This is a genomic window from Pseudonocardia sp. T1-2H, from assembly GCF_038039215.1.
In the GTDB taxonomy this organism is placed as follows: domain Bacteria; phylum Actinomycetota; class Actinomycetes; order Mycobacteriales; family Pseudonocardiaceae; genus Pseudonocardia.
Genome location: NZ_JBBPCL010000001.1, coordinates 1,058,741 through 1,081,764, shown reverse-complemented (window position 1 = coordinate 1,081,764; position 23,024 = coordinate 1,058,741). Strand labels below are relative to the sequence as shown.

General features: G+C 74.3%; 22 protein-coding genes and 1 pseudogene. 14 read left to right on the top strand and 9 right to left on the bottom strand.

Annotated elements, in window-relative coordinates:
• The first annotated feature begins 70 nt into the window (after nt 1-70).
• The 3 genes from WBK50_RS05485 to WBK50_RS05475 all read left to right on the top strand — a co-directional run bounded on the left by WBK50_RS05485 (nt 71) and on the right by WBK50_RS05475 (nt 3,454).
• Complete coding sequence (locus WBK50_RS05485) at nt 71-1,321, top strand: acyl-CoA dehydrogenase family protein (RefSeq protein WP_341334542.1); 1,251 nt, start codon at nt 71-73, stop codon at nt 1,319-1,321.
• Nucleotides 1,322-1,406: 85 nt separating this feature from the next.
• Nucleotides 1,407-2,732 carry a PIG-L family deacetylase gene (locus WBK50_RS05480; protein ID WP_341334541.1) on the top strand — a complete coding sequence of 442 codons (1,326 nt, stop codon included), beginning with the start codon at nt 1,407-1,409 and terminating at the stop codon, nt 2,730-2,732.
• Nucleotides 2,729-3,454 carry a glycosyltransferase gene (locus tag WBK50_RS05475; RefSeq protein WP_341334540.1) on the top strand — a complete coding sequence of 242 codons (726 nt, stop codon included), beginning with the start codon at nt 2,729-2,731 and terminating at the stop codon, nt 3,452-3,454. The genes WBK50_RS05480 and WBK50_RS05475 overlap by 4 nt, the downstream gene beginning before the upstream one ends.
• Before the next feature lie 29 nt (nt 3,455-3,483).
• Here the strand turns inward: WBK50_RS05475 and WBK50_RS05470 are convergent, their stop codons facing one another.
• From WBK50_RS05470 to WBK50_RS05440, 7 genes are all read right to left on the bottom strand, one after another.
• Nucleotides 3,484-4,443 carry a sensor histidine kinase gene (locus WBK50_RS05470; RefSeq protein ID WP_341334539.1) on the bottom strand — a complete coding sequence of 320 codons (960 nt, stop codon included), beginning with the start codon at nt 4,441-4,443 and terminating at the stop codon, nt 3,484-3,486.
• Nucleotides 4,440-4,895: an MEDS domain-containing protein gene (locus tag WBK50_RS05465; RefSeq protein WP_341334538.1), complete on the bottom strand. Its 456-nt coding sequence runs from the start codon at nt 4,893-4,895 to the stop codon at nt 4,440-4,442. Before WBK50_RS05465 ends, WBK50_RS05470 begins: the two co-directional genes overlap by 4 nt.
• Before the next feature lie 69 nt (nt 4,896-4,964).
• Nucleotides 4,965-5,330 carry a DUF6328 family protein gene (locus WBK50_RS05460; RefSeq protein ID WP_341334537.1) on the bottom strand — a complete coding sequence of 122 codons (366 nt, stop codon included), beginning with the start codon at nt 5,328-5,330 and terminating at the stop codon, nt 4,965-4,967.
• A gap of 5 nt (nt 5,331-5,335) precedes the next feature.
• Nucleotides 5,336-5,473, bottom strand: a complete 138-nt coding sequence (locus tag WBK50_RS05455; protein WP_341334536.1) for a hypothetical protein — start codon at nt 5,471-5,473, stop codon at nt 5,336-5,338.
• Between the two features lie 139 nt (nt 5,474-5,612).
• A complete protein-coding gene (gene mftD / locus WBK50_RS05450; RefSeq protein WP_341334535.1) occupies nt 5,613-6,791 on the bottom strand; it encodes a pre-mycofactocin synthase MftD in 1,179 nt (392 codons plus the stop codon).
• A gap of 221 nt (nt 6,792-7,012) precedes the next feature.
• The gene (locus WBK50_RS05445; protein ID WP_341334534.1) at nt 7,013-7,282 is read right to left on the bottom strand and encodes a hypothetical protein; all 270 of its coding nucleotides are present in this window, start codon (nt 7,280-7,282) and stop codon (nt 7,013-7,015) included.
• 311 nt (nt 7,283-7,593) lie between these two features.
• Nucleotides 7,594-8,700, bottom strand: coding sequence for a CE1758 family FMN-dependent luciferase-like monooxygenase (locus WBK50_RS05440; RefSeq protein ID WP_341334533.1), 1,107 nt, complete (start codon nt 8,698-8,700; stop codon nt 7,594-7,596).
• A gap of 319 nt (nt 8,701-9,019) precedes the next feature.
• On the opposite strand from WBK50_RS05440, the gene WBK50_RS05435 reads away from it, so the two are divergent.
• The 8 genes from WBK50_RS05435 (at nt 9,020) to WBK50_RS05400 (ending at nt 17,456) form a co-directional block, all read left to right on the top strand.
• Nucleotides 9,020-9,919 (top strand): LytR/AlgR family response regulator transcription factor, encoded by a 900-nt coding sequence (locus WBK50_RS05435; RefSeq protein ID WP_341334532.1) that lies wholly within the window; start codon nt 9,020-9,022, stop codon nt 9,917-9,919.
• Nucleotides 9,920-12,251: 2,332 nt separating this feature from the next.
• On the top strand, nt 12,252-13,103 hold the full coding sequence (locus WBK50_RS05430; protein ID WP_341334531.1) for a hypothetical protein: 852 nt from the start codon (nt 12,252-12,254) through the stop codon (nt 13,101-13,103).
• 26 nt (nt 13,104-13,129) lie between these two features.
• The gene (locus WBK50_RS05425; protein WP_341339305.1) at nt 13,130-13,849 is read left to right on the top strand and encodes an LCP family protein; all 720 of its coding nucleotides are present in this window, start codon (nt 13,130-13,132) and stop codon (nt 13,847-13,849) included.
• 134 nt (nt 13,850-13,983) lie between these two features.
• A complete protein-coding gene (locus WBK50_RS05420) occupies nt 13,984-15,321 on the top strand; it encodes an NAD(P)/FAD-dependent oxidoreductase (RefSeq protein WP_341334530.1) in 1,338 nt (445 codons plus the stop codon).
• A gap of 42 nt (nt 15,322-15,363) precedes the next feature.
• A complete protein-coding gene (locus WBK50_RS05415) occupies nt 15,364-15,819 on the top strand; it encodes a nuclear transport factor 2 family protein (RefSeq protein WP_341334529.1) in 456 nt (151 codons plus the stop codon).
• A 271-nt stretch (nt 15,820-16,090) separates the two neighbouring features.
• Nucleotides 16,091-16,402: an integration host factor, actinobacterial type gene (gene mihF / locus WBK50_RS05410; RefSeq protein ID WP_341334528.1), complete on the top strand. Its 312-nt coding sequence runs from the start codon at nt 16,091-16,093 to the stop codon at nt 16,400-16,402.
• 152 nt (nt 16,403-16,554) lie between these two features.
• Nucleotides 16,555-17,253, top strand: coding sequence for an alpha/beta fold hydrolase (locus WBK50_RS05405; protein WP_341334527.1), 699 nt, complete (start codon nt 16,555-16,557; stop codon nt 17,251-17,253).
• Nucleotides 17,244-17,456: an alpha/beta fold hydrolase gene (locus WBK50_RS05400; RefSeq protein WP_341334526.1), complete on the top strand. Its 213-nt coding sequence runs from the start codon at nt 17,244-17,246 to the stop codon at nt 17,454-17,456. The genes WBK50_RS05405 and WBK50_RS05400 overlap by 10 nt, the downstream gene beginning before the upstream one ends.
• Here WBK50_RS05400 and WBK50_RS05395 read toward each other — a convergent pair.
• Both WBK50_RS05395 and WBK50_RS05390 read right to left on the bottom strand, forming a co-directional pair.
• Nucleotides 17,423-18,078 (bottom strand): annotated as a pseudogene (locus WBK50_RS05395) (response regulator). The gene WBK50_RS05400 and the pseudogene WBK50_RS05395 sit on opposite strands and share 34 nt — an antisense overlap.
• Before the next feature lie 26 nt (nt 18,079-18,104).
• Complete coding sequence (locus WBK50_RS05390; RefSeq protein ID WP_341334525.1) at nt 18,105-19,775, bottom strand: sensor histidine kinase; 1,671 nt, start codon at nt 19,773-19,775, stop codon at nt 18,105-18,107.
• Nucleotides 19,776-19,924: 149 nt separating this feature from the next.
• Here WBK50_RS05390 and WBK50_RS05385 point away from each other — a divergent pair, with 149 nt between their 5' ends.
• The 3 genes from WBK50_RS05385 to WBK50_RS05375 all read left to right on the top strand — a co-directional run bounded on the left by WBK50_RS05385 (nt 19,925) and on the right by WBK50_RS05375 (nt 23,016).
• On the top strand, nt 19,925-20,941 hold the full coding sequence (locus WBK50_RS05385; protein ID WP_341334524.1) for a Bug family tripartite tricarboxylate transporter substrate binding protein: 1,017 nt from the start codon (nt 19,925-19,927) through the stop codon (nt 20,939-20,941).
• A 75-nt stretch (nt 20,942-21,016) separates the two neighbouring features.
• The gene (locus WBK50_RS05380) at nt 21,017-21,478 is read left to right on the top strand and encodes a tripartite tricarboxylate transporter TctB family protein (RefSeq protein ID WP_341334523.1); all 462 of its coding nucleotides are present in this window, start codon (nt 21,017-21,019) and stop codon (nt 21,476-21,478) included.
• A 20-nt stretch (nt 21,479-21,498) separates the two neighbouring features.
• On the top strand, nt 21,499-23,016 hold the full coding sequence (locus tag WBK50_RS05375; RefSeq protein ID WP_341339304.1) for a tripartite tricarboxylate transporter permease: 1,518 nt from the start codon (nt 21,499-21,501) through the stop codon (nt 23,014-23,016).
• Nucleotides 23,017-23,024 lie beyond the last annotated feature (8 nt).

The window sequence follows — 23,024 nt, the reverse complement described above, 5'->3', positions numbered from 1 at the left end:
CCGCGCCGAAGGGGCAGGCCGTCCTCCGAAGCTGTGCAACCTGAACCGGCTCACCGCAACGGTGACGTCGATGCTTTCCAGAATCTTGGTGGACATGATCCGGGGGCACCGCCCCGGCCCGGGGGCTCTGGACCCCACCGCCCGGACATCTCCGGTGGCGGGCTTCCCGTCCCGCGGTGAAGATCGAGGGAGGCCGGCTCGGCCCGCAGCTCGGCGCACCGCTCGACCAGGAGATGTCCCTGTTCATGGAACCGGCCCCGTTCGCGCTCCTCGACCCGTCCGCGCCGCCCCCGTCCGGGGTACCGCCCCCGAACGGCTCGCCGGCCTCCTCCGGGAGGGCGGGCTGGACCTACCCCGCCCCGGCCACGGTGCGACCGCCGCGCGGTGGGCGACACTCGCCCGCTGGGGCCGCTCCGACCTCCCTCTGGCCCGGCTCGCCGAGGGCCACGCGGACGCCGTCGCGATCCTCGACGACGCGGGCGGCACCCCCGAGCCCGGCATGCTCTACGGCGTGTGGGCCGCGCGGTCCGGGGGCACCGGCGGCGAGCTCACCGGCGGAGCCGGTGCCTGGAAGCTGCGGGGCACGGTGCGTTTCTGCTCCGGCGCGCACGACCTCGACCGGGCCCTGGTCGTCGCGTCCGGCCCGTCGGGCATGCGGCTGGTCGACGTGCGCCTCGACGACCCGGGCATTCGTCGGATCGACGACTCCTGGAACACGGCCGGGATGCGCGCCAGCGACACCCTGGACGTCGAGTTCCACGGTGTCGCCGTCGCGGACGACGCGCTGCTCGGCGACCCCGGTTTCTACACCGACCGGCCCGGCTTCTGGTGGGGTGGCGCGGGCGTGGCCGCGGTGTGGCTCGGTGGTGCCGCCGGGATCGTCGACGACCTGTTCGCCCTGCTCCGGGACCGTGGACCGGACCCCCACCAGCTCGCCCACGCCGGGGCCCTGCACGCCGCCTTGCAGGCCACGGACGCGCTGCTGGTCCGGACCGCGGAACAGATCGACGCGGACCCGAAGTCGGACCACCGGACGGCGGCGTGGACGGCGCGGGCCGTGGCCGAGCAGACCTGTCGCACGGTGCTGGACGTCGCCCCGCGGGTCGCCGGAGTGGCGGCGCTGAGCCGAGGTGGGACGCTGGCTCAGCGGCTCGCCGACCTGGGCGTGTACGTCCGCCAGCACCACGGCGAACGCGACCTCGCGGCCCTCGGCGCAGCGGTTCTGGCCACCGGGGACCTCGCTACCCGGGACCTCGCCATCGGGGCCCCCGTGACGGAGACCCGGGGTGCGGGCGGCCGCGACGGATCGGCGGCCCGATGAGCGAGCTTGCCAGCGAACGATCGAGACAGCGCCCGCGCACTGTGACGCCTCGCCCGGGACCGAGCTCGCGCAGCGAGGGAGAGCGATGAGCCGCGCCGTCGGCGGACCGACCGTGCCCGACCCGCTCGACGCGCCCGGCCTCTGGCGCGACGCGATCGGCCACCACGCGCCCCGGACGATGAGCCCGCCGACCGGGCGGCTCGTGGTCGTCGCCGCCCACCCCGACGACGAGACCCTCGCCGCCGGCGGGTACGTGCGGGCCGCGCACGCCGCGGGCTGCACGGTCGAGATCGTGATCGCGACGGACGGCGAGGGCGCGTTCCCGGACGCGACGGCCGCGGCCCAGGCCGCACTCGGCCGCACCCGCCGCCGCGAGCTGGAGGACGCGCTCGGCGTCCTCGGCGCCGAGGACGTCCCGGTGCACTGGCTGGGCCTGCCGGACTCGGGCCTCGAGGAGGTGGAGTCGACGCTGGCCAAGGAGCTGGAACCGCTCCTGCGGCACGCCGACGCCTACCTTGCGCCCTGGTCCGGCGACCCGCACCCGGACCACGCCGCCGCCGGCCGGGCGGCGGCCGTCGCCGCGCCCGTCACCGCCCACGGCTGGGGCTACCCGATCTGGGCGCTCGCCTGGGAACGCCCGGAGCAGGACCGAATCCCCTGGTCACGCGCCTACCTCCACGTCATGAGCGAAGCGGACCGGGCGGCCAAGCGCGCCGCGATCGGCCGCTTCACCTCGCAGCTGGAACCCGCGCCGGACGGCGGCCCGCCGATCCTGCCCGCCGAGGTGCTCCGCCTCTTCGACACCGAGCGCGAGCTGTTCTTCCGCGAGCCCCGGGCGACCAGCGCACCCGCGGACCGCTTCGCGACCCTCTACTCCGGCGGCGACGGCGACCCGTGGCAGACCCGCACGAGCTGGTACGAGATCCGCAAGCGTGCGGTCCTGCTCGCCTGCCTGCCCCACGCCCGCTACACCCACGCCGCCGAGCCGGGATGCGGGACCGGGGCACTGACCCGCGAGCTCGCCGGCCGCTGCGACGCCGTCACCGCATCGGACTACACCGCGCAGGCCGTCGCCGCGACCGCCGAGGCGACGCGGGGACTCGCGGGTGTCACGGTCGAGCACCGGGCCCTGCCCGATCCCGCGGCGCTGCCCGCCGGGATCGACCTCGCCGTCCTCAGCGAGGTCCTCTACTACCTTTCCGCCGCCGACCTCGACGCCACCGTGGACCGGCTGGCGGACGCGGTCGTCGCGGGCGGGGACGTCCTCGTGGCGCACTGGCGCGGTTGGCCGGCGGAGGCCCCCCAAGACGCGGAGGCCACCCACCGACGGCTGCGCGAGGACCCCCGATTCGACATCCTGCTCGAGCACACGGACGCGGAGTTCCTGGTCCACGTGCTGCGCCGCCGGTGACGCGGATCGACGCCGTCGGGGTCGTCGTCCCGGCCCACGACGAGCAGGACCGGATCGGGGCCTGCCTCACGGCCGTGGTCGACGCGCTCGCCGCGCTTCCGGACCGGGTCGTCACGAGGGTGTGCGTGGTGCTGGACCGCTGCTCCGACCGCACCGAGGACCGGGCCCGGGAGGCCGCCCGCCTTCCACTCGTCGACCTGGTCCCGAACCGGGTCCGGGTGACCGTCGGCGAGGTGCGCAACCACGGCGTCGCCCGGCTGCTGGCCCGCCTCGGAGGCGTCCCCGCCGAACGGACCTGGCTGCTCAGCACCGACGCGGACACCGTCGTCCCGCGGACGTGGGCGCTCGATCACCTGCGACACGCGGACCGGGGCGCGGACGTCGTCGCGGGGCTGGTGGACCTCGACGACCCGGCCGCCCTCTCCCCGATCGCGCTCCGCCGCTACGCGCGGCTGATCGAGGCCGGGGCGGACGTGGGCGGCGGGCACGGGCACGCCTACGCGGCGAACCTCGGCGTCCGGGCGGCGTCCTTCCTGCGGGTCGGGGGCTTTCCGGTGGTCGCGCACGGCGAGGAGCACGCCCTGCTGCAACGGCTGCGCGCGCACGGGCACCGGGTCGTCTCCCCGTCGGACGTCCGGGCCCGCACCTCCGCCCGCCGCCGGGGCCGGGCGGAGGGCGGACTGGCGGACCTGCTGGACAGCCTGCACGAGCTGCCGGCGTGAGGGCCTCCCAGGGCGACGGAGAAGCGCCGCTACCGTCCCGCGGTCATCCGCAGGGTGAAGCCGTCGGGGTCCCGGTGGTGCGTCACCGAATCACACATCTGGTGGGTCATCCAGAGCCCCAGCCCGGCCGTCGCGCTGCCGGCCGCCGGGAGCAGGCCGGCGTAGGGGTCCCGCGGGCCGCGGCCCCGGTCCGTCACGGTCGCGACGAGCCGGTGGCCGTGGTGCCACAGCCGGAGCCCGACCGGAGGGATGCCGTGCGACCAGGCGTTGTCCACCGCCTCGCTGACGGCGACGAGCAGGTCCTCGACGGCCGAGTCGTCGAGGGCGCCGTTCCCCCTCGCGACCAGGGCACGCAGCGCGCGCCGGGCCTCGGCCGGTGTCGGCCCGTGCAGCTCGACCTGCGGCGAGCCGGGTTCGGCGGGACACGGCGTCATGAGCTCGTCCCGCAGGAGGGCGACCGGGTCGGCGAACTCCGGGTTGGCGAGGTGTCCGCCGTCCGTGGTGGCCACGTGGGGATGGGTCCGCCGCACGTCCGCCAGCACGCCCGCCGGCGCGGTCCGCACGTCGTAGGGGCACAGGCCCCACACCGGGAACGGGTCGTAGGTGTGGTTGACGGCCGCCTCATAGCGGGCCCACTCGTCCCAGGCCACCCCGAACCCGGGATGGGGGACGTCGCCGACCACCCGGATCTGCTTCGCACCCTCCTGGACGACCTCGCCGAACATCGAACGGTAGGCCCGGATCGCCCGCGCCGGCCGGGCGTACTGCAGGTCCCCCGGCACGAACCGGAGCGCGGCGGCCTCCGCCGGCGCGAGCGCCGACCGGAGCAGGCCCGCGTTCACCTCGCCCAGGGTGACGACCGACGGCTCCCCCGCCGCGACGCCCTCCCGCAGGAAGGGCAGCACGATCGCGAGGAACTCCTCGTCCGAACCGTAGAAGGCGGCCTCGTGGAAGTAGCCGGTGTGCCCCGCCGCGGCACCCGACCTCACGCCGCCACCTCGACGCGGACGCCCTTCGGCTCCAGCAGCCCGATCAGCTTGCGCGTGCCGTAGGGCGCGTTGCGGAGCACGATCTCGCCACCCCACCCACGGCCCAGCTCGGCCAGCAGCAGGACGCCGCGGTGGCCGGTGAACCCGTAGGTCAGGGCCTCCGCGACGGCGGCGGCGTACTCGCGCACCTGACCCCGCGGGTCGACGACGGGGCCGGCGCCGTAGGTCGCCGCCGCGGGAGCGACGCGGACCGCACCGGGCCGGGCCCCCGCGAGCTCCGCCGCCGAGGGCGGGCTGTCGCCGACGTAGAGCACGCGGCAGCCCCGCTCCAGCCCCTCGGCCAGGAACAGCCGGGCCTGCCGGTCGAACTCGGCCGGGGCGTCGAAGACGAAGCAGAGGTGGTCCTGGAGGCCATAGCCTCGGGCCTCGCCGAGCTCACCGGCCACACGCACGTCAGGAGGATAGCCGAGCGCGGGCGCCGTTCCCCCCTACCGCGGTGCCCGGGGCCCACGACGCGGATCTCAGCGCCGCAGGTGCAGGGGGACGAGCACCCAGAGCACCAGCGTCGCGACGAGCATCGCGCCGGTGACCGCCGACGCGACCGCGCGCCCGACCGCGATGTCCAGGACGAGCAGCAGCCCGGACGAGAGGGTGAGAGCGAGGGCGCCGAGGCCGGCCAGGGCGAGCTGGTGCGCCCACCGGACCAGTTCCCGCTTGCGGCCGCGCTGGAAGGCCACGCGGTGTGCCGCGACGGGTGCGACCAGCAGTGTCGAGGCCAGGGCCGCGGCCGTGAGCGTCACGACGAAGACCGTGTGCTGGAAGCCGTCGAGGCGGGTGAAGCGCTCGCTGAACGACAGCGTGAGGAGGAAGCCGAAGAGGATCTGCACACCGGTCAGGACGACGCGGAGCTGCCTGCAGGCAGCTCCGCGAAGTTGCGGTCCGCGCGGCGCAGCGGGACCTCGTCGCGGTGCCGGGTGTTCCACTCGTCGTCGCGTGTACACGCCCGCGTGCGTTCGACCTCGGCGACCACGTGCGACTCCCTCCCGCGGCGCACGTGCGCCGGACCGCTGACGGGACGGGGTACCCGTCACGCCACGAATCACACGATCGGGGAGGGCGAGCGGCCGGGGAGGGGCGGCGTCGACCGCCCTCCTCCCCGCGACGCGCGGTCAGGACTTCGTGCCCACCGCGAAGTTCTCCGGGATCAGCAGGTCGTCCCGGGTGAGCTCGTGGATGGACGACTTGCCCAGGCCGAGCAAACCGGCGTCGATCCCCTGCTTCATGATCTCCAGGACGTTCGCGACGCCCGCCTCGCCGTTGGCGGCCATGCCCCACAGGTAGGCGCGGCCGATCATCACGGCCTTGGCGCCGAGCGCGAGCGCCTTGACGACGTCGCCGCCGCGGCGGATGCCGCCGTCGAGCAGGACCTCGATCTGGTCGCCCACCGCGTCCGCGATGCCCGGGAGCACCCGGATCGAGGCCGGGGTGCCGTCCAGGTTGTTGCCACCGTGGTTGGACACCGAGATCGCGGTGGCCCCGGCGTCGACGGCGCGGCGCGCGTCGTCCGGATGCATGATCCCCTTGACCATGAACGGGCCGTCCCACTGCTCGCGCAGCCAGGCGACGTCCTCCCAGGTGGGCAGCGGGGTCGTCATCCACTGGTAGTAGGCGCCGAAGAAGGTGGGCGCCGGCTCGCCGTCGATCGCGAGGTTCGGGGTGGTGAGGTCCGGCAGCTTGCCGCTCCTCACGAAGTCCAGCAGCCAGCGCGGCTTGCGGAGGACCTCGGGCGCGAACTGCACGGCCGCCTTGAGGTCGATCTTCTCCGGGATGGGCGGGCTGCCCCAGTCCCGGCCGTTGGAGAACGACCAGTCCAGAGTCATGATCAACGCCTTCGCGCCGGCCTTCTTCGCGCGCATCGCGCGGGCCAGCAGCTGCTCGCGGCTGCCCACCCAGTACATCTGGAAGAAGACCTTGTCGTTGACCGCGGCGACATCCTCGATGGACCTGCTCGCGAACGAGCTCAGTCCGGCCGCGGTGCCGGCGCCGGCCGCGGCCCGGGCCACGGCGACCTCGCCCTCGGGGTGCACGGCCTGCACGCCGGTCGGGGAGATGATCACGGGGAGGGCGATGTCCTGGCCCAGCACCGTCGTCGCCTGCGAGCGCTCCGCGGGGAGGTTCGCGATGTGCGGGCGGAAGCCCAGCTCGCTGTACGCGTCCACGTTGTCCGACACCGTGATGCCCTTGTCGGTGCCGGCGATCAGCGCCATGTAGACGGATTTCGGCAGGCGCTTCTTGGCCCTCCGCTGTGCCTCGGCGACCGTCTCGAACCACTCGCTCGTGCTGGCCATGTACCTGCCCCTTCGCAGCTCAGAGTCTGAGTGCCGGCAACCTAGCATTTCGGCACCCGGTGCCACAATAAGACCTGGAGCGCGCGTCGCGAGGCCCCTCCGATCGTCGGGGACACCCCCGTCCGCTCGACCCGGGACACCCCGGCCCGGACGCACGAGGGCCCGCCCGGACGATTCCGGGCGGGCCCTGGTGAGACGGGGATCCGAACGACGGGGCCGGCTCAGCCGGTGCGGCGCAGGGGCGGGTTGCGCTTGAGCGCCGAGCGCGTGACGGAGAGCTCGTGCGCCACCTCGGCGGCGATGAGCTCGGCGTGCAGCTCGACCTGCTGGTCGTCGCCCGCGAGGGCGCGGTGCCGGACGACGAGGTCCTCCAGCGAGTCCAGCAGCCGGTCGACGATCGCGGAACGGCGGTCGTCGCGGGTCGGAGCGGCCTTGCGGGTCTGCGCCGGGACGGGCGAGGCGCCGGGGCGGTCGTGGGTCGGGACGGTCATGACGGGACTCCTACGAGCTGCGGACGGAGGGACGTGGCGGGATCGGCCGGGAGCCGACACAGCGCGCTCGACGTCCGCAGGTGGTCGACGATGCGACGACGGGTCAGGAGGTGACGCGAACGACGGCGCACGGGAGTTCCCGCGGTGCGCCGTCGCTTTTCGATCACGTGATCCATGGTGAGGCCCGGGCCCGGGCCGGGGCAACTCGTGTTCGTCACTCCGGGTGAACATCACAGGCGGGAACTCCCGGCGACCCCGGAACGTCCCGGCCCCCGGGGTGCACGTCGCGGACGAGCGGACGGCCTCCGCGGTCAGACGGCCGTGGCCACCTGCTCCACCGCCGCGGCCTTCGCCGCGACCCGCTCCGCGTGCGTGGGCGGGTTCGACGGGACGTCCGCCGGGCGGCGGGACTCGAACTCGGCCCGCAGGGTCGGAAGGATCTCCCCGAGCAGGTCCAGCTGCTCGAGCACGACCTTCTCGGGCAGGCCGGCGTGGTCGAGGAGGAACAACTGGCGCTGGTAGTCCCCGAAGTGCTCACGGAACGTGAGCGTCCGGTCGATCACCTGCTGCGGGCTGCCGACGGTCAGCGGCGTCTGCGAGGTGAAGTCCTCCATCGACGGGCCGTGGCCGTAGACCGGGGCCTCGTCGAAGTAGGGCCGGAACTCGTTCCACGCGTCCTGGCTGTTGCGGCGCATGAAGAACTGCCCGCCCAGCCCGACCGTCGCCTGGTTCGCGCGGCCGTGCCCGTAGTGCTCGAAGCGCTGCCGGTAGAGGTCGATCAGCCGGACGTAGTGCTGGGCCGGCCAGAAGATGTTGTTCGCGAAGAAGCCGTCGCCGAAGTAGGCGGCGATCTCCGCGACCTCGGGCGTGCGGATCGAGCCGTGCCACACGAACGGGGCGACGCCGTCGAGCGGGCGCGGGGTCGAGGTGAACCCCTGCAGCGGCCCGCGGAACCTCCCCTGCCAGTCCACGACCTCTTCGTCCCAGAGGCGGCGCAGCAGTTGGTAGTTCTCCACCGTCAGCGGCACCGAGTCCGACATCTTCTGCCCGAACCACGGATAGACCGGGCCGGTGTTGCCGCGGCCGAGCATCAGGTCGACGCGCTCCGGGCCGGCCAGGTGCTGCAGCATCGCGAAGTCCTCGGCGATCTTCACCGGATCGTTCGTGGTGATCAGCGTGGTCGACGTCGAGAGCACGAGCGTCTTCGTGCGCCCGGCGATGTAGCCGAGCAGGGTCGTCGGGGACGACGGCACGAACGGCGGGTTGTGGTGCTCGCCGGTGGAGAAGACGTCCAGGCCCACGGCCTCGGCGTGCTCGGCGTAGCGGACCATCGCGCGGATCCGCTCCTGCTCGGTCGGCGTGGTGCCGTTCGTCGGGTCGGTGGTGACGTCCCCGACCGTGAAGATTCCGAACTGCATCTCGGCTCCCCCTTCCCGCCGCCTCCGCGGCGTCAGCGAGTGTAGTAGTTGCACTCGCAATCATTCGGAACGTGGGGGCCCGCCCGGATGTTCCCGGCCCCCGGCCACTGCGTGTCCGTCGCGGACGACCCCCCGTTCGTGGCATGGTCCCTGTCCGCAGCGCGCGCACATCGCCGCTGGTCGGGATGCCTGTCGCCGCCCGTCGCGGGGGCGGGCCAGGACCGGGCGTCGGCCACCCGATCGGGCTTCGCTAGCGTGTGGCTGCAGTCACGACACACTTGGCGGGTTTTCGCTCCCGACCCGCGACGAGGAGGCGCTCGTGAGCAGCGAGGTACCGGGCGGGCTCACGGTCCTGGCCGTCGACGACGAGGAACCTGCGTTGCAGGAGCTCGCGCACCTGCTGAGCGAGGATCGACGGGTCGGCACCGTGCTGACCGCGCCCGACGCGACCGAGGCGTTGCGGATCCTGGGCAGCAGGCCCGGGAGCGCACCCGGCTCGTCCGGCGTGGACCTGGTGTTCCTGGACATCCGCATGCCCGGTCTCGACGGGCTCGAGCTCGCCCGCGTGCTCTCCGCGATGGCGTCGCCGCCGCCGGTCGTCTTCGTCACCGCGCACGACGACCGCGCCGTGGATGCCTACGAGATCGGCGCGGTGGACTACCTGCTCAAGCCGCTGCGCTCCGAGCGCCTCGCCGGGTCGATCGACCGCACCCTCGCCACGCGCACGGCGCCGCCGCCCCGGCACGCGCCGATGGACGGCGGCCGGCACCCGCACGCGCCCGCGCCGCCGCGCGGCTTCGGCCCGCCGCCGCGCCAGGAGCCGCCGGAGGACGAGGTCATCCCCGTCGAGCTGGCCGGTACGACGAAGCTGGTCCCCCGCTCGTCGGTCCGCTTCGTCGAGGCGCAGGGGGACTACGCGCGCCTGCACACCCTGGACGGCAGCCATCTCGTCCGGATCCCGCTGTCCGTGCTCGAGGAGCGCTGGCGCGAGGCCGGGTTCGTGCGGATCCACCGCGCGTTCCTCGTCGCGCTGCCGCTGATCACCGAGCTGCGGCTCTCCGGCTCGGGGTACGTGGTGCGCGTCGGCCAGGGACAGAATGCGCCCGAGCTGCCCGTCAGCCGCCGGCACACCGCGGCCCTGAAGCGGATCCTGCGCGGGCGTCCGCGCCGGGACGGGGACGACAACGGGCCGACGATGCCCGTCGCCCGGATGCGCTGAGCCTCTCCCCCACGGCGTCACTGGTCCGTTCCGGTACGGGACGGCCCGGGGGGCGCGTGTCGCCGGGCACTCCCGATCGGGGCCTCCCAGCGTCCCGGCAGGGGGGCGCGGCGCACGCACGCTCACCCGCGCTCCCGGCGACCCTCCTGCTGGTCCTGGCGATCGTCGCCCGCTGCACGACGGCCACCCCCGCTCCGCCGCCCGGCCCGGAGCTACCCGGGAGCGGCACCACCCTGTCCCCGGCCGCCGGATGGTCGCGCTGTACGGGCGTCCGGGCCCGCGGCGATGGGCGTGCTGGGCGAGCAGGGGATCGAACGGTCGGCGCAGCGGACACAGCGGTTGGCGGAGGAGTACCGGCCGCGGCCGAACGTCGGGCTCGCCCTCGACCCGGGGTGACGGCTCGGCCCCGGTCAGAAGCACCGCGTCCAGGTGGGCCCCGTGGACGCCGCGGAGATCAATCGCGTCGCCGGCTGGCCGGCCGACCGTCACCCGCGACCACGGGCTGCCGCAGAAGCTGCTGATGCTTCACCGGTTCCGGTGGCGATGATCAAGAATCGTGCCGGACTTGTCACGGACCGTGACGACTTGTCCGTTGTGATCCACGCCGACGGGTTCGGCACGAGTACGGAGAAGGCCGAGACCCGGGCAGCGCTCCACGACGCCTCACCTGCGGGAATCACGCGGGGATGGAAGAACTTCGTGGACGAGGACCGGCCGAGGTACCCCCGGCGCAGACCCTCGCGGTGGGACCGACGACACCCGCGTTCGTGTCCTACCAATAGGGGCGCGGAACCCCCGCGGTGACGTTCAGTATTCTCCCCGGGATCTCGGCGTCGAGATCCCGTCGTGACTCGCCGGACCCGCCGCCCACACCTGTGGACGAACGGCCACCTCACGCGGCCCGCGTATCGTTCCTGACGCCTGACAGGGGGTGGCCCACCGTGAGCGGAGACGAACCTCGCCGCGGGCTGTCCCGCGAGGTCTCCGTGTCCCAGCAGCTCCCCCGGTCGCAGCAGCTCCCCCTGGCTCCGACCCGTCCGCTCCCCGCTCCCCCGGGCAGGAATCTCCCCTGTACGAATCCGATCTCCCCGAGTCCCAGCGGTTAGGTTTCCGCGGCGCCGACAGGCCCCGGACAACCGACCCGTCCGCCACGCCCGAGGTCCCGGTCCCCGGCTCGCCCGGTCCGGATCACGGTCCGTGGCCGAGACGCGCCGAACGGGACGGTTCCCGGGGCGCGGTCTGGTCCGGCGCCGCCCACCGCGCGGCGGCCCGGGCCCCCTCGGACCCACGGGCCCCGGTCGCCGCCGCGCACCGTGGGGACCCCGGGCCGCGGCGCGCCGACCGCTCCGACGGACCGGGCCCCCGGCCGGACGGCCCTGCTCGGCCCGACAGCCCCGCTCGGCCCGATCACCCGGCTCAGCCGGACGGCCCTCCTCGGCCCGAACGGGGCGCTCGGCCGGACAGCCCCGCTCGGCCGGACAGCCCTGCGCGGCCCGACGGCCCCGCCCGGCCCGACCGCCCTGCCCGATCGGACCGCTCTGCCCGACCGCAGGACACCTCGCGGCCGGACGGCCCCCTCCGTGGCGACGGCCCCCCGCCCCGCAGGCCGGCGGGTCAGGAACCGCGTCGCGGCTCCGCACCGCCGCGCAGGCCCGGTGGCCCCCCCACCGGTCGGCAGGACCAGCCGCCCGGGGGACGACCCGAGCAGCGCGGCCCCGCCGCGCCGCCGCTTCCTCCTGGACGCACCCGCCCCGCGAGGCCCGGCGGATCCGGTCCCGGCGCCGGCGGGCCGGGCTCGCCCGCTCCCGGCGCGGCCGGACCCGGTGGCTCCGGGAACCCGCAGCCCGGGTCCGCGGGCAGACCCGCGCAGCCGGATCGGGGTCCGGCGGGCGCCGGCCGGCACGGCTCCACGCCGTCCGGATCCGGCCCGTCGGGTTCCGGTGACCCGGGCCGCGCCGGGCAGGGCCCCGGCGCGGGACGCTCCGCCGGCCGGGACACCGGGCACGGCGGCCCCCGTCGGCCCGACGACCTCCGACGGCCCCGCGGGGCGGCGGAGCGCCGCACCCAGCGGGCGCCCGGCGCCGGCCACGGGACCGAGCAGGGCCGCGGGAACCGCGGTCCCGATCCCACCGAGGTCCCCACCGAGGCGATCGAGAGCCAGGGGCCCCCGCCCTCCACCCCGGGTACCGCGGGTCGCCCCCGTGGCGCCCGCGCCGCGGCCGTCGGCGGCCTCGCCGCCGCAGGACGTTCCGGCTCTCCCCGCGATCGGGCGGACGGACCGGGCGACGACGAGCTCGACGACACCGAGAGCCCCACCCGTGCGGTCCGGCCGGTGTTGTCCGCCAAGGCCCGCGCGGCCTCCGCGCGGGCCCGGTCCGGCGAGAGCGCCGACGGTGCCCCCGCCGAGGACGGCGGCCCCGCCCGGCGCACCCTCCGCGCGGCCCTGGGCGTCACCGCGGCGTCGACCGTCGTGCCGGGCTCCGGGCACCTGATCCTGCGCCGCCGGCGCACCGGCGGGCTGATCCTGGCGGTCTTCCTGATCGGCGTCGCCGCGTTGCTGCTCTTCGGCCTGACGGCCCGTCGCACGACCCTCCTCGAGACCGCCCTGTCCACGACGATGCTCACCGCGGCCGCCGTCGTCGCCCTGCTGGCGGCGTTGGGCTGGATCGCGACCATCGCCCGGACCTACGCGCTGGCCCGGCCGCGTTCCATGCCGACCGCGCAGAAGGTCGTCGGGACGTTCTGCGCCGCGCTCCTGTGCATGGCCGTCGCGGTGCCGTTCGGGTTCGCCGCGGACCTCGCGAACTCCCAACGCTCGCTGCTCAACGACGTGTTCGGCGGCAACGGCGGCGGTACGTCCGTGGCCGAGGCGATCGCCAAGCCGAGGCTCAACGTCCTGCTCCTGGGCAGCGACGCCGGACCGGACCGGACCGGTACGCGGACCGACACGATGATGGTCGCCAGCATCGACACCCGCAGCGGCCGCACCACATTGTTCGGCCTGCCCCGCAACATCCAGCGGGCCGAGTTCCCCCGGACTCCCCGATGGGGAAGAGGTTCCCGAACGGGTTCCACGACCCGAAGGACCCGCTCTCGGGCAACTACCTGCTCAACGCGGTGTACGCCTACGCGGAGGCGGACCCGGCGCTGGCGCCGCCCGGGCCCACGTCCACGCCCGGGCTGAACCTCCTGCAGTCCTCGATCTCGTACATGACCGGCCTGCCGATCGACTACTACCTCGAGATCAACATGGCCGGGTTCTCCGCGCTCATCGACGCCGTCGGCGGGGTGACAGTGGACGTCGGGCCGGACCCGATCCCGATCAACGGCGTCACCGCCGACGGGCAACACGTGAAGCCGGACGGCTACATCCAGCCCGGCGTGCAGACGCTCAAGGGCGAGGACGCGCTCTGGTTCGCCCGCTCCCGCCGGGACAGCAACGACTACCAGCGGATGGGCCGCCAGCGCTGCCTGATCCAGGCGGTGCTGCACCAGCGGAGCCCGACGGACCTGCTGACGAACTTCCAGGCCGTGGCCAGGGTGACGACGGACAACATCGAGACCAACCTGCCGCAGCAGGTGCTGCCGGCGCTGGTGTCGCTGGCGGGCGACGGGTTCTCCCTGGAGAGCGTGTCGTTCGACCCGAACCTGCCGGACCCGAACGAGAACGACGGCAAGTTCGACACCTCGCGCCCGGACGTCGACTACATGCGGGAGGTCGTGCGGTCCGCGATCGACGGCGTGCCGCTGCCCGGCAGCAAGCCCTCGACGAGCGCTGCCCCGTCGACCACTCCGGCCCCGTCCACGTCGGCGGGTGCCTCGGCCTCGGCCGCCCCGCAGCCCGCGACCGCGGCACCGGAGTCGCTGGCGGACTCCTGCGCGTCGGTCTCGGCGGGCGACACCGCGGGCGAGCCGGGTCCGGCGTCCTGACGCGGGCGTCCGCCACGGGCGCGGGCGTCCCGGATCCCGCCCGAGGTGACGCTCGCGCCCGACGCGGCGCCGTGGGACACCTGCGGTCTACGCTCGCCGACGACGCAGGTACCTAGCCGAAGGGCGAGAGAACAGTGAGCACAACGGACGCCGAGCACCGCGAGGGGCGCAAGAAGGTCGTCGTCGTCGGCGGCGGGTTCGGCGGGGTCCAGGTCGCGAAGGCGCTCGGTCACGCGGACGTCGACGTCACCGTCGTCGACCGGACCAACCACCACCTGTTCCAGCCGCTCCTCTACCAGGTCGCGACGGGCATCCTGTCCCCCGGCCTGATCGCCCCGGCCCTGCGCCGGGTGCTGAAGAAGCAGCGCAACACGCGCACGCTCCTGGCCGACGTGACGAGCATCGACCTCGAGAGCCGGGTGGTCCACTCCCTCGCCCCGAACGGTCACCCGATCGACCTGCCGTTCGACTACCTCGTCGTCGCCGGCGGCGCCACGCACGCCTACTTCGGACACCCGGAGTGGGCGGAGTTCGCGCCCGGCATGAAGACCATCGAGGACGCCCGCCACCTGCGCAGCAAGATCCTCGGTGCCTACGAGCTCGCCGAGGTCTCCACGGACGACAAGGAGCGCGAGGCGTACCTGACGTTCGTCGTCGTCGGCGCGGGCCCCACCGGCGTGGAGATCACCGGGCAGCTCGCCGAGCTGGCCCGATACGTGCTGCCGAACGAGTACCGCTCGATCGACACGAGGTCCGCGCGGATCATCCTGCTCGACGCCGCCCCGTCGGTGCTGCCCCCGTTCGCGCCGAAGCTGCAGCGCTACACCCAGCGCCGGCTCGAGAAGATGGGCGTGGAGATCCGGCTGAACACCGCGGCGACGGGCATGGACCACGACAGCATCACGGTCAAGGGCCCCAAGGGCGAGGACACCATCGTCGCCAAGACGAAGGTCTGGGCCGCGGGCGTGCAGGCCTCCCCGCTCGCCGCGACGCTCGCGAAGGCCACCGGGACCGAGACCGACCGGGCCGGCCGGCTGGCGGTGGACCCGGACTGCAGCCTTCCCGGCGCCGAGGGCGTGTACGCCATCGGGGACATGGTCACCACCGTGGACCGGCTCCCCGGCGTCGCCCAGGTCGCGATGCAGCAGGGCAAGTACGTGGGCAAGCTGATCGCGGCCCGCGCCCGCGGGGACGAGACCACGCCTGCGCCGTTCAAGTACTTCGACAAGGGCAGCATGGCGACCATCGGCGCCCGCCAGGCGGTCGCGGACGTCAAGGGCGTCCAGATCACCGGCTGGATCGGCTACCTGCTCTGGTGCTACGTGCACGTCATGTTCCTGATCGGCTGGGGCAACCGCCTCGGCACGCTCTACAACTGGGTCCGCTCGCTGCGCTACGCGCGCAACCGCGGGCACCGGCTGATCAGCGTCGAGGGGGCCGCCCGCGAGGTCGAGGACAAGCCCGCGGCCTAGGGACTGTCCACACGGAGCCCCTGCGGCAGGCATGATGCCGGGGTGACCCCGGCGATGCAGGTCCTCATGCGCGACATCGAGCGCGCCTGGGACGGGTTCTGTGCCGCGCTGTACGAACGGTCCGACGTCGAGGCCGCGATGGCGGTGCTCGACGATCCCGTCGCGCTCGTGAACATGCCCGCGATGACCGGCGGGAACGACCGGGCGCAGGTTCGCGCCCATCTCGCGGACGACGTCGTCGGGCACCTGCCGGCGGACCTCGCCCGCGCGCGGGTGTCCCGCACCGTGGACACCCGCCGGCTCGTCGACGAGGTCCGCTGGACCTTCACCCACGACCGCCCGCTGCCGTGGCTGCTCCCCGGCCTCGCCCCGACCGGACGCCCCGCGACGGTCCTCGCGATCTCCGTCGTCCACGTGCGGCAGGGCCGGATCGCCACGGTCCGGACCCTCTGGGACGACACGAGGCTGCGCCGCCGGCTCCTCGACCCGGCCTCCTGAGGAGCAATCGCGCCCCCACCTGCGGACACGCCCGGGCCGCAGGCCCCGCGGCCTCTCGACACCCTGCGTCGAGCCGCCCGCCGCACCAAGGCGCCCGCTGACGGTTACGTAACACCGTTTTGGCACTCGATGTGCCGCTGACATGGGGGTTCCCGGCGCGGCGCTGGCATGCTCTGCCAGTCTGTACCGCGAAGATGACCGTCATCCCCACCGCCGCAACGACGGCCCGGGGACCGGACACCGAGTCGGACACACGAGAGGAGCACGAGAGATGGCACTGCCCACGCTGACTCCCGAACAGCGCCAGGAGGCCCTGAAGAAGGCCGCCGCGGCCCGGACCGCGCGCAAGGAGCTCCGCGACAAGATCGCGAGGGGCGAGGAGACCATCCCCGCCGTCCTCGGCCGCGCGAAGTCGGACCAGATCGTCGGCAAGACCAAGGTCGCGGACCTGCTCAAGAGCCTCCCCGGCTACGGCCCCGCCAAGGTCTCGCAGCTGCTCGAGGCCACCGGGATCGACGCCTCCCGCCGCGCCGCGGGCCTGGGCGAGCGCCAGCGCCAGGCGCTGCTGGACGCCCTGAAGTGAGCACCCGGGTTCCCGCGCCGCACGCCGGCGTGCGGTGACCCCGTTCGACCCCTGCACCCGGTCCGGCATGTGCCGGACCGGGTGAACGGGTCGGACCCCGGGAACGGGGCCGGCTGACCGGGGCACGAGCCCGATCTGCGACGCTGCTCCACGTGGAGCAGTTCGTCGAGGTGGCAGCGGGCATCGAGATCTGGGCCGAGATGATCGACGGCCCCGAACAGCCGGCCGCACCGATCCTGTTGGTCATGGGGGCCAACGCCGCCGGCGTCGCCTGGCCGGACGCCCTCGTCTCCCGGCTCACCGAGCACGCACCGGTGATCCGGTACGACCACCGGGACACCGGCCGGTCGACCTACGCGTTCGACGAGCACCCCTACGCGATCCGCGACCTCGCCGCCGACGTGGTCGCCGTCCTCGACGCCTTCGACGTCGAGCGGGCCCACGTCGTCGGGATGTCCATGGGCGGCATCCTCGCCCAGCTCCTCCTGCTCGACACCCCCCAGCGCCTGCTCTCGGCCACCCTGATGTGCACCACGGCCCTCGGCTCCAGCCTCGCCGCGGACGACAGCGCGGACGAGGAGCTCCCCGGTCCCGACCCCGCGCTGCTCCGGCTCTGGCAGGACTCGGCGACGAGCGCGACGACGAGGGTGAGCTCGCCTGGCGCGTCGAGCACTGGCGGATGCTCAACGGCACCGGCACGCCCTTCGACGCCGACGAGTTCCGCGCCCTCGAGGAGCGCGTCATCGCCCACGCGGGGCGCAGCGACAACCCCGGCGCCCACGCCTTCGCTGCCCAGGACGGCCTGGACCGGGGCGACGAACTGGCCGCCGTGGACGTCCCGGTGCTGGTGATCGAGGCCCCGGACGACCCGGTGAACCCGCCGCCGCACGCCACGCACCTCGCCCGGCTGATCGGCGGCAGCCGGCTCGTCCGGATCCAGGGCATGGGGCACGCGCTGAACGCGACGGTCGTCGAGCCGGTCGCGGCGGCGATCCTCGGCCAGGTCGGGCTCGCGAACGCTCAGGCCTCGACCGGGTCCGCGCCCCAGCGGTAGCGGCGCTCAGGCCGTCCGGTGCCGCCGTAGCGCAGCCGGACGCTGACCGTCCCCGTCTCCACGAAGTACTCCAGGTAGCGCCGCGCGCTCACCCGGGACAGCTCCGCCAGCTCGGCGCACTCGGCGGCGGACAGGTCCCCGTCGTGTCCGCGGAGCACGCGTTCGACGACTCGGCCGTCGGCCGGGTCAGCCCCTTGGGCATCTGCGGGGCCCGGGTGCGCAGGCCGGAGCCGAAGAGCCGGTCGATGTCCTCCTGGGCCGCCCGGTCCGACCCCGAGAGCCGCCCGCGGATCCGGATCGCCCGCTCCACCTGCTCCCGTAGCGCCGCGGACTCGAACGGCTTCACCAGGTAGTGCAGCGCCCCGCCCTGCAGCGCGGCGCCGACCGTCGCGGTGTCGTTCGCGGCCGTGATGACCAGGACGAACGGGTCGTCCGGGGCACCGGTCCGCAGCCTGCGCAGGACGTCGAGGCCGGACATGTCCGGCAGGTACACGTCGAGCAGGACGAGGTCCGGCACCAGCGCGGCCGCGCGGCGCAGCGCGTCGGCCCCGCTGTGCGCGACGCCGACGACCTCGCAGCCGGGTATCCGCGCCACGTACCCGCTCTGCACGCGGGCGACCATGAAGTCGTCGTCGACCACGAGGATCCTCACTGCATCCCCTCCATCAGGGGGCCGCCCTCACGGACCCGGCCGGCGAGCGGGAGCCGGGCGGTGAAGAGGGCACCGGTGCCGCCTTCGTCGAGCTCACGCACGGCGATGCTCCCGCCGCGCCGCAGGCAGACCTCGCGGGCCAGCGCGAGTCCCAGTCCCCGGCCACCGATCCGGGCGACCCCGCCGGGCTCGTCCGCCTGGGCGGCCTTGGTGGTGAACCCGTGCCGGAAGACCTCCTCGGCGAGCTCCGAGGCGACGCCCGGCCCCGAGTCGCGGACCTGCACCTCCACCGTGTCCCGGTCCAGGACCACGCCGATCTCGACCCACCGCGGCGGCGGCGAGGCCCCGACGGCGTCGAGTGCGTTGTCCACGAGGTTGCCCAGCACCGTGACCAGGTCCGCGGACAGCGCCGGTTCGCGGTCCGGGGCCAGCGCGGGATCGGTGCCGTCGAGCAGCGCGTCCGGCGCGAGGCGCAGCTCCACGCCCCGCTCGGTGGCGAGGCTGGCCTTGGCGACGAGCAGCGCTGCCGCCGCGGGGTCCCCGATGCGGGACACCACGTCGCGGCGCCACGCGTCCGCCTCCGCGACGACCCCGGCGACGAAGCGGCGCACCTCGTCGTGCTCGCCCAGCTCGGTGAGCCCGGCGATCGTGTGCAGCCGGTTGGTGAACTCGTGGGCCTGGGCGCGCAGGGTGTCGGTCACGGTCCGGGAGGCGTCGAGGCGGTCCTGCAGGGCGGCCAGCTCGGTCCGGTCCCGCAACGTGACGACGGCGCCGACGGACGCCCCGTCGACCTGCACCGGCATCCGGTTCAGCACCAGCACCCGGGAGCCGTGCAGCACGAGCTGGTCCTCCCCCGCGGCGCGGCCGGTGAGCACGTCGCGCAGCCGCCCGTCGAGGCCGAGCTCGTCGACCTGCTCGCCGACCCGCGCCCCCGGCAGGCCCAGCAGCTCGCGGGCGGCCGGGTTGAGCAGCGTGATCCGCTGCCCGGGGTCCAGGCCCACGACCCCCTCCTTGACGCCGAGCAGCATCGCCTCGCGCCGCTGCACCAGCTCCACGATCTCCTCCGGCTCCAGCCCGAGAGTCTGCCGGCGGACCCGCCGGGCGAGCAGCAGCGACCCCACGACCCCGAGGACGAGGGCGAGCCCGAGCACCGCCGCGACCTCGCCCCGGGCGGGGGCCAGCGCCTGCAGCAGGGTCGGCGCCGTGATCCCGGCGGACACGATGCCGACGACCGCGCCGTCGTCCCCGATCACCGGGACCTGCGCGACCACCGAGTCCCCGTCCGGGTCCCCCACCCAGGCGCGCCCCTGGAACGCGGTGGACTCCCCGACGGCGAACGGGCTGCCCAGCTCGGCGGGGTCGGGGGTGGACCGGACGACCGCGTCGGCGTCGACGATCAGCAGCCGGTCCGCGCCGGAGAGGTTCTCGGCGCTGCGCGCGAACGTGGCGAGCAGGTCGACGTTGCGCTGCACGAGCCCCGCGCGGACGCCCGGCGTCGCCGCGACGTCCTCGGCCACCGACAGCATCCGCCGGCCCTGGGTCTCGCGGAACGCGGCGTCGGACTGCACGGCCGCGAGGACCGCGACGGCGCCGAGCAGGATCACCACGACCAGCAGCTGCCACGCCAGGAACTGGCGCGCGAGGGTTCGGGGTCGGCGGCGGCGCACGGTGGAGAGACTAGGGAACACCGGGCTTGCGAAGCCCGTGACCACAACGACCACAACGACCGTTGTGCGGGCAAGCGAGACATCCGCCCGCACCGCCCGCACGATGACCCGCACCACACATCCCCTTCGACGGAGAGGTCGGGACATCGATGTCCACCCGGGAGAGAGCACCGGCGAGACGGCTGTCGGCCGTGCTGGCGGTCGTCGTGGCGGCCGCCGCGGTCCTGCTGGTGCCGCCGCTGATCGGCGCCGCGACCGGCGGGGGTGACGGCGACCAGCTGCGCGGCCTGCGCCTGCTCGTGCCCAACACCCCGGGCGGCGGCTACGACGTCACCGCCCGCACCGCCGCGAAGGCGTTCGAGGACGCCGGCACCACCGGCGCCGTCGAGGTCTTCAACCTGCCCGGCGCGGGCGGCACGGTCGGCCTCGGCCGCACGGTCAACGAGAGCGGCAACGACCGGCTCGTCATGTCGATGGGCCTCGGCGTCGTCGGCAGCGTCTACACGAACTCCTCGACCGCGACCCTGGCGGACACCACGCCGATCGCGAAGATGACCGAGGAGACGGAGATCGTCGTGGTCGGGAAGGACTCGCCCTACCGCAGCATCGACCAGCTGGTCGCCGCGTGGAAGGCCGATCCCGGCGCGGTGCCCGTCGGCGGCGGGTCCTCCCCCGGCGGGCCGGACCACCTGGCCCCGATGCTGATGGCGAAGGCCGTCGGCCTCCCGCCGAAGGACGTCAACTACGTCTCCTACGACGGCGGCGGCGAGCTGCTCGCGTCCGTCCTCGGCGGCAAGGTGGCGTTCGGTGTCTCCGGGCTCGGCGAGTACGCGGACCAGATCGACGCCGGTGAGCTGCGGGTCCTCGCGGTCACCGCCGGCGAGCGGGTCCCGGGCGTCGACGCGCCCACGTTGAAGGAGTCCGGCGTGGACGTCGAGTTCACCAACTGGCGCGGGATGGTCGCGCCGCCCGGGCTAGACGACCAGGGCCGCCGGGAGCTGATCGGCGCGTTCAGCAGGCTCCACGACAGCCCGGAGTGGAAGGAGGCGCTCACCCGCAACGGCTGGGCCGACGCCTTCGTCCCCGGGGACGCGTTCGGAACCTTCCTCGCCGACGAGAACACGCGCGTGGCCGGGGTGCTGCGGGAACTGGGGCTGACGTCATGACCGTGTTGGAAGACCGCCCCGACCAGGCCTCACCCGATCAGGAGGGCCCCTGGTACCGGCGCTACTCCGAGCTCGGTGTCTCCCTGCTGCTGTTCGTCGTCGGCCTGCTCGTCGTCGTCGACACCACCCTGGAGAGCGGTTCCGGCGGGCTCGGACCCGCTGGGCCCGCACGCCGTCGCGTTCGTCGTCGGCGGGGCGCTGGTGCTGCTGGCCGTGCTCCTGACCGTCGACGTGCTGCGCGGCGGCCACGGCGAGGCCGAGGCCGGCGAGGACATCGACCTGTCCACGCCCCCGGACCTGCGCACCGTCGGCATGCTCGCCGGGATCCTGGTCGCCACCGCCGTGCTCATCCCGCTGCTCGGCTGGCCGATCGCCGGCACCGTCCTGTTCTGGGGCGCGACCTACTCGCTCGGCTCCCGCACGATCGTGCGGGACTTCGTGATCGCGGCCGGGGTGTCCCTGGTGACCTGGGTCCTGTTCGACGCGCTGCTCGGCGTCGACCTGCCGGGCGGGCCGCTGATGGGAGTGTTCGGGTGATCGAGTCCCTGTCCCACCTCATGGACGGGTTCGGCGCCGCGCTGACCCCGGGCAACCTCCTCTTCGCCGCCCTCGGCGTCCTCCTCGGCACCGCGATCGGCGTGCTCCCGGGCATCGGCCCGGCGATGGCCGTCGCGCTGCTGCTGCCCGTCACCTACGCCTTCGACCCCACCGGCGCGTTCATCATGTTCGCCGGCATCTACTTCGGCGCCATGTTCGGCGGGTCGACGACGTCGATCCTGCTCAACACCCCCGGCGAGAGCGCGGCGGTGGTCGCGGCGATCGAGGGCAACCCGATGGCGAAGTCCGGGCGCGGGGCGCAGGCCCTCGCCACGGCCGCGATCGGGCACTTCGTCGGCGGATTCCTGGGCGTCTGCGGGCTGGTCCTGCTGGCCCCGCTCGTCGCGTCCGTCGCCGTGAACATCGGCGCGCCGGACTACTTCGCGATCATGGTGCTCGCGTTCGTGGCGGTGACCTCGGTGCTCGGCAGCTCGCGGATCCGAGGCTTCGCCTCGCTCGCGCTCGGGCTGACGATCGGGCTCGTCGGGCTGGACCCGATCAGCGGCCAGCCGCGGCTCACGTTCGGCGTGCCGCAGCTCGCCGACGGCATCGACGTCGTCATCGTCGCGGTCGGGCTGTTCGCCGTCGGCGAGGCCCTGTGGGTGGCCGCGCACCTGCGCCGCACCCAGCAGGAGGTCATCCCCGTCGGGCGGCCGTGGCTGTCGAAGGCGGACCTCAAGCGGACCTGGAAGCCGTGGCTGCGCGGGCCGTTCATCGGGTTCCCGTTCGGCTCGATCCCGGCCGGCGGCGCGGAGATCCCGACGTTCCTCTCCTACGTCACCGAGCGCCGGCTCTCGAAGCACAAGGACGAGTTCGGCAAGGGCGCGATCGAGGGCGTCGCCGGTCCGGAGTCCGCGGCCAGCGCGTCGTCCGCGGGCACGATGTCCACGATGCTCACCCTGGGCCTGCCGACGACGGCGATCGCCGCCGTCATGCTCGCGGCGTTCCAGCAGTTCGGCATCCAGCCCGGCCCGCTGCTGTTCCAGAGCGAGCCGGACCTGGTCTGGACGCTGATCGCCAGCCTGTTCATCGGCCTGGTGCTGCTGCTGGTGCTCAACCTGCCGCTCGCGCCGCTCTGGGCGACGCTGCTGCGGATCCCGCGGCCGTACCTGTACGCGGGCATCCTGTTCTTCGCCTGCGTCGGCGCGTACGCGGTGTCCGGGCAGCCGGTGGACATCCTGGTGCTGCTCGTGATCGGCGCGATCGGGTTCCTGATGCGCCGGTTCGGACTGCCGGTCCTCCCGGCGATCCTCGGGGTGATCCTGGGCCCGGACGCCGAACTGCAGCTGCGCCGCTCCCTGCAGATCGCGGACGGCGACGTCTCCACCCTGTTCTCCACGCCGCTGGCGATCGGGGTCTACACGGTGATCGCCCTGCTCCTGGCCTTCCCGCTGATCCGCAGGGCCCTGCCCACCCGGCCGGCGGCGCCCCGGCCCGGATCGGACGAGGCGAGGGCGAAGGACGACGAGCTCGTCTGATCACACCG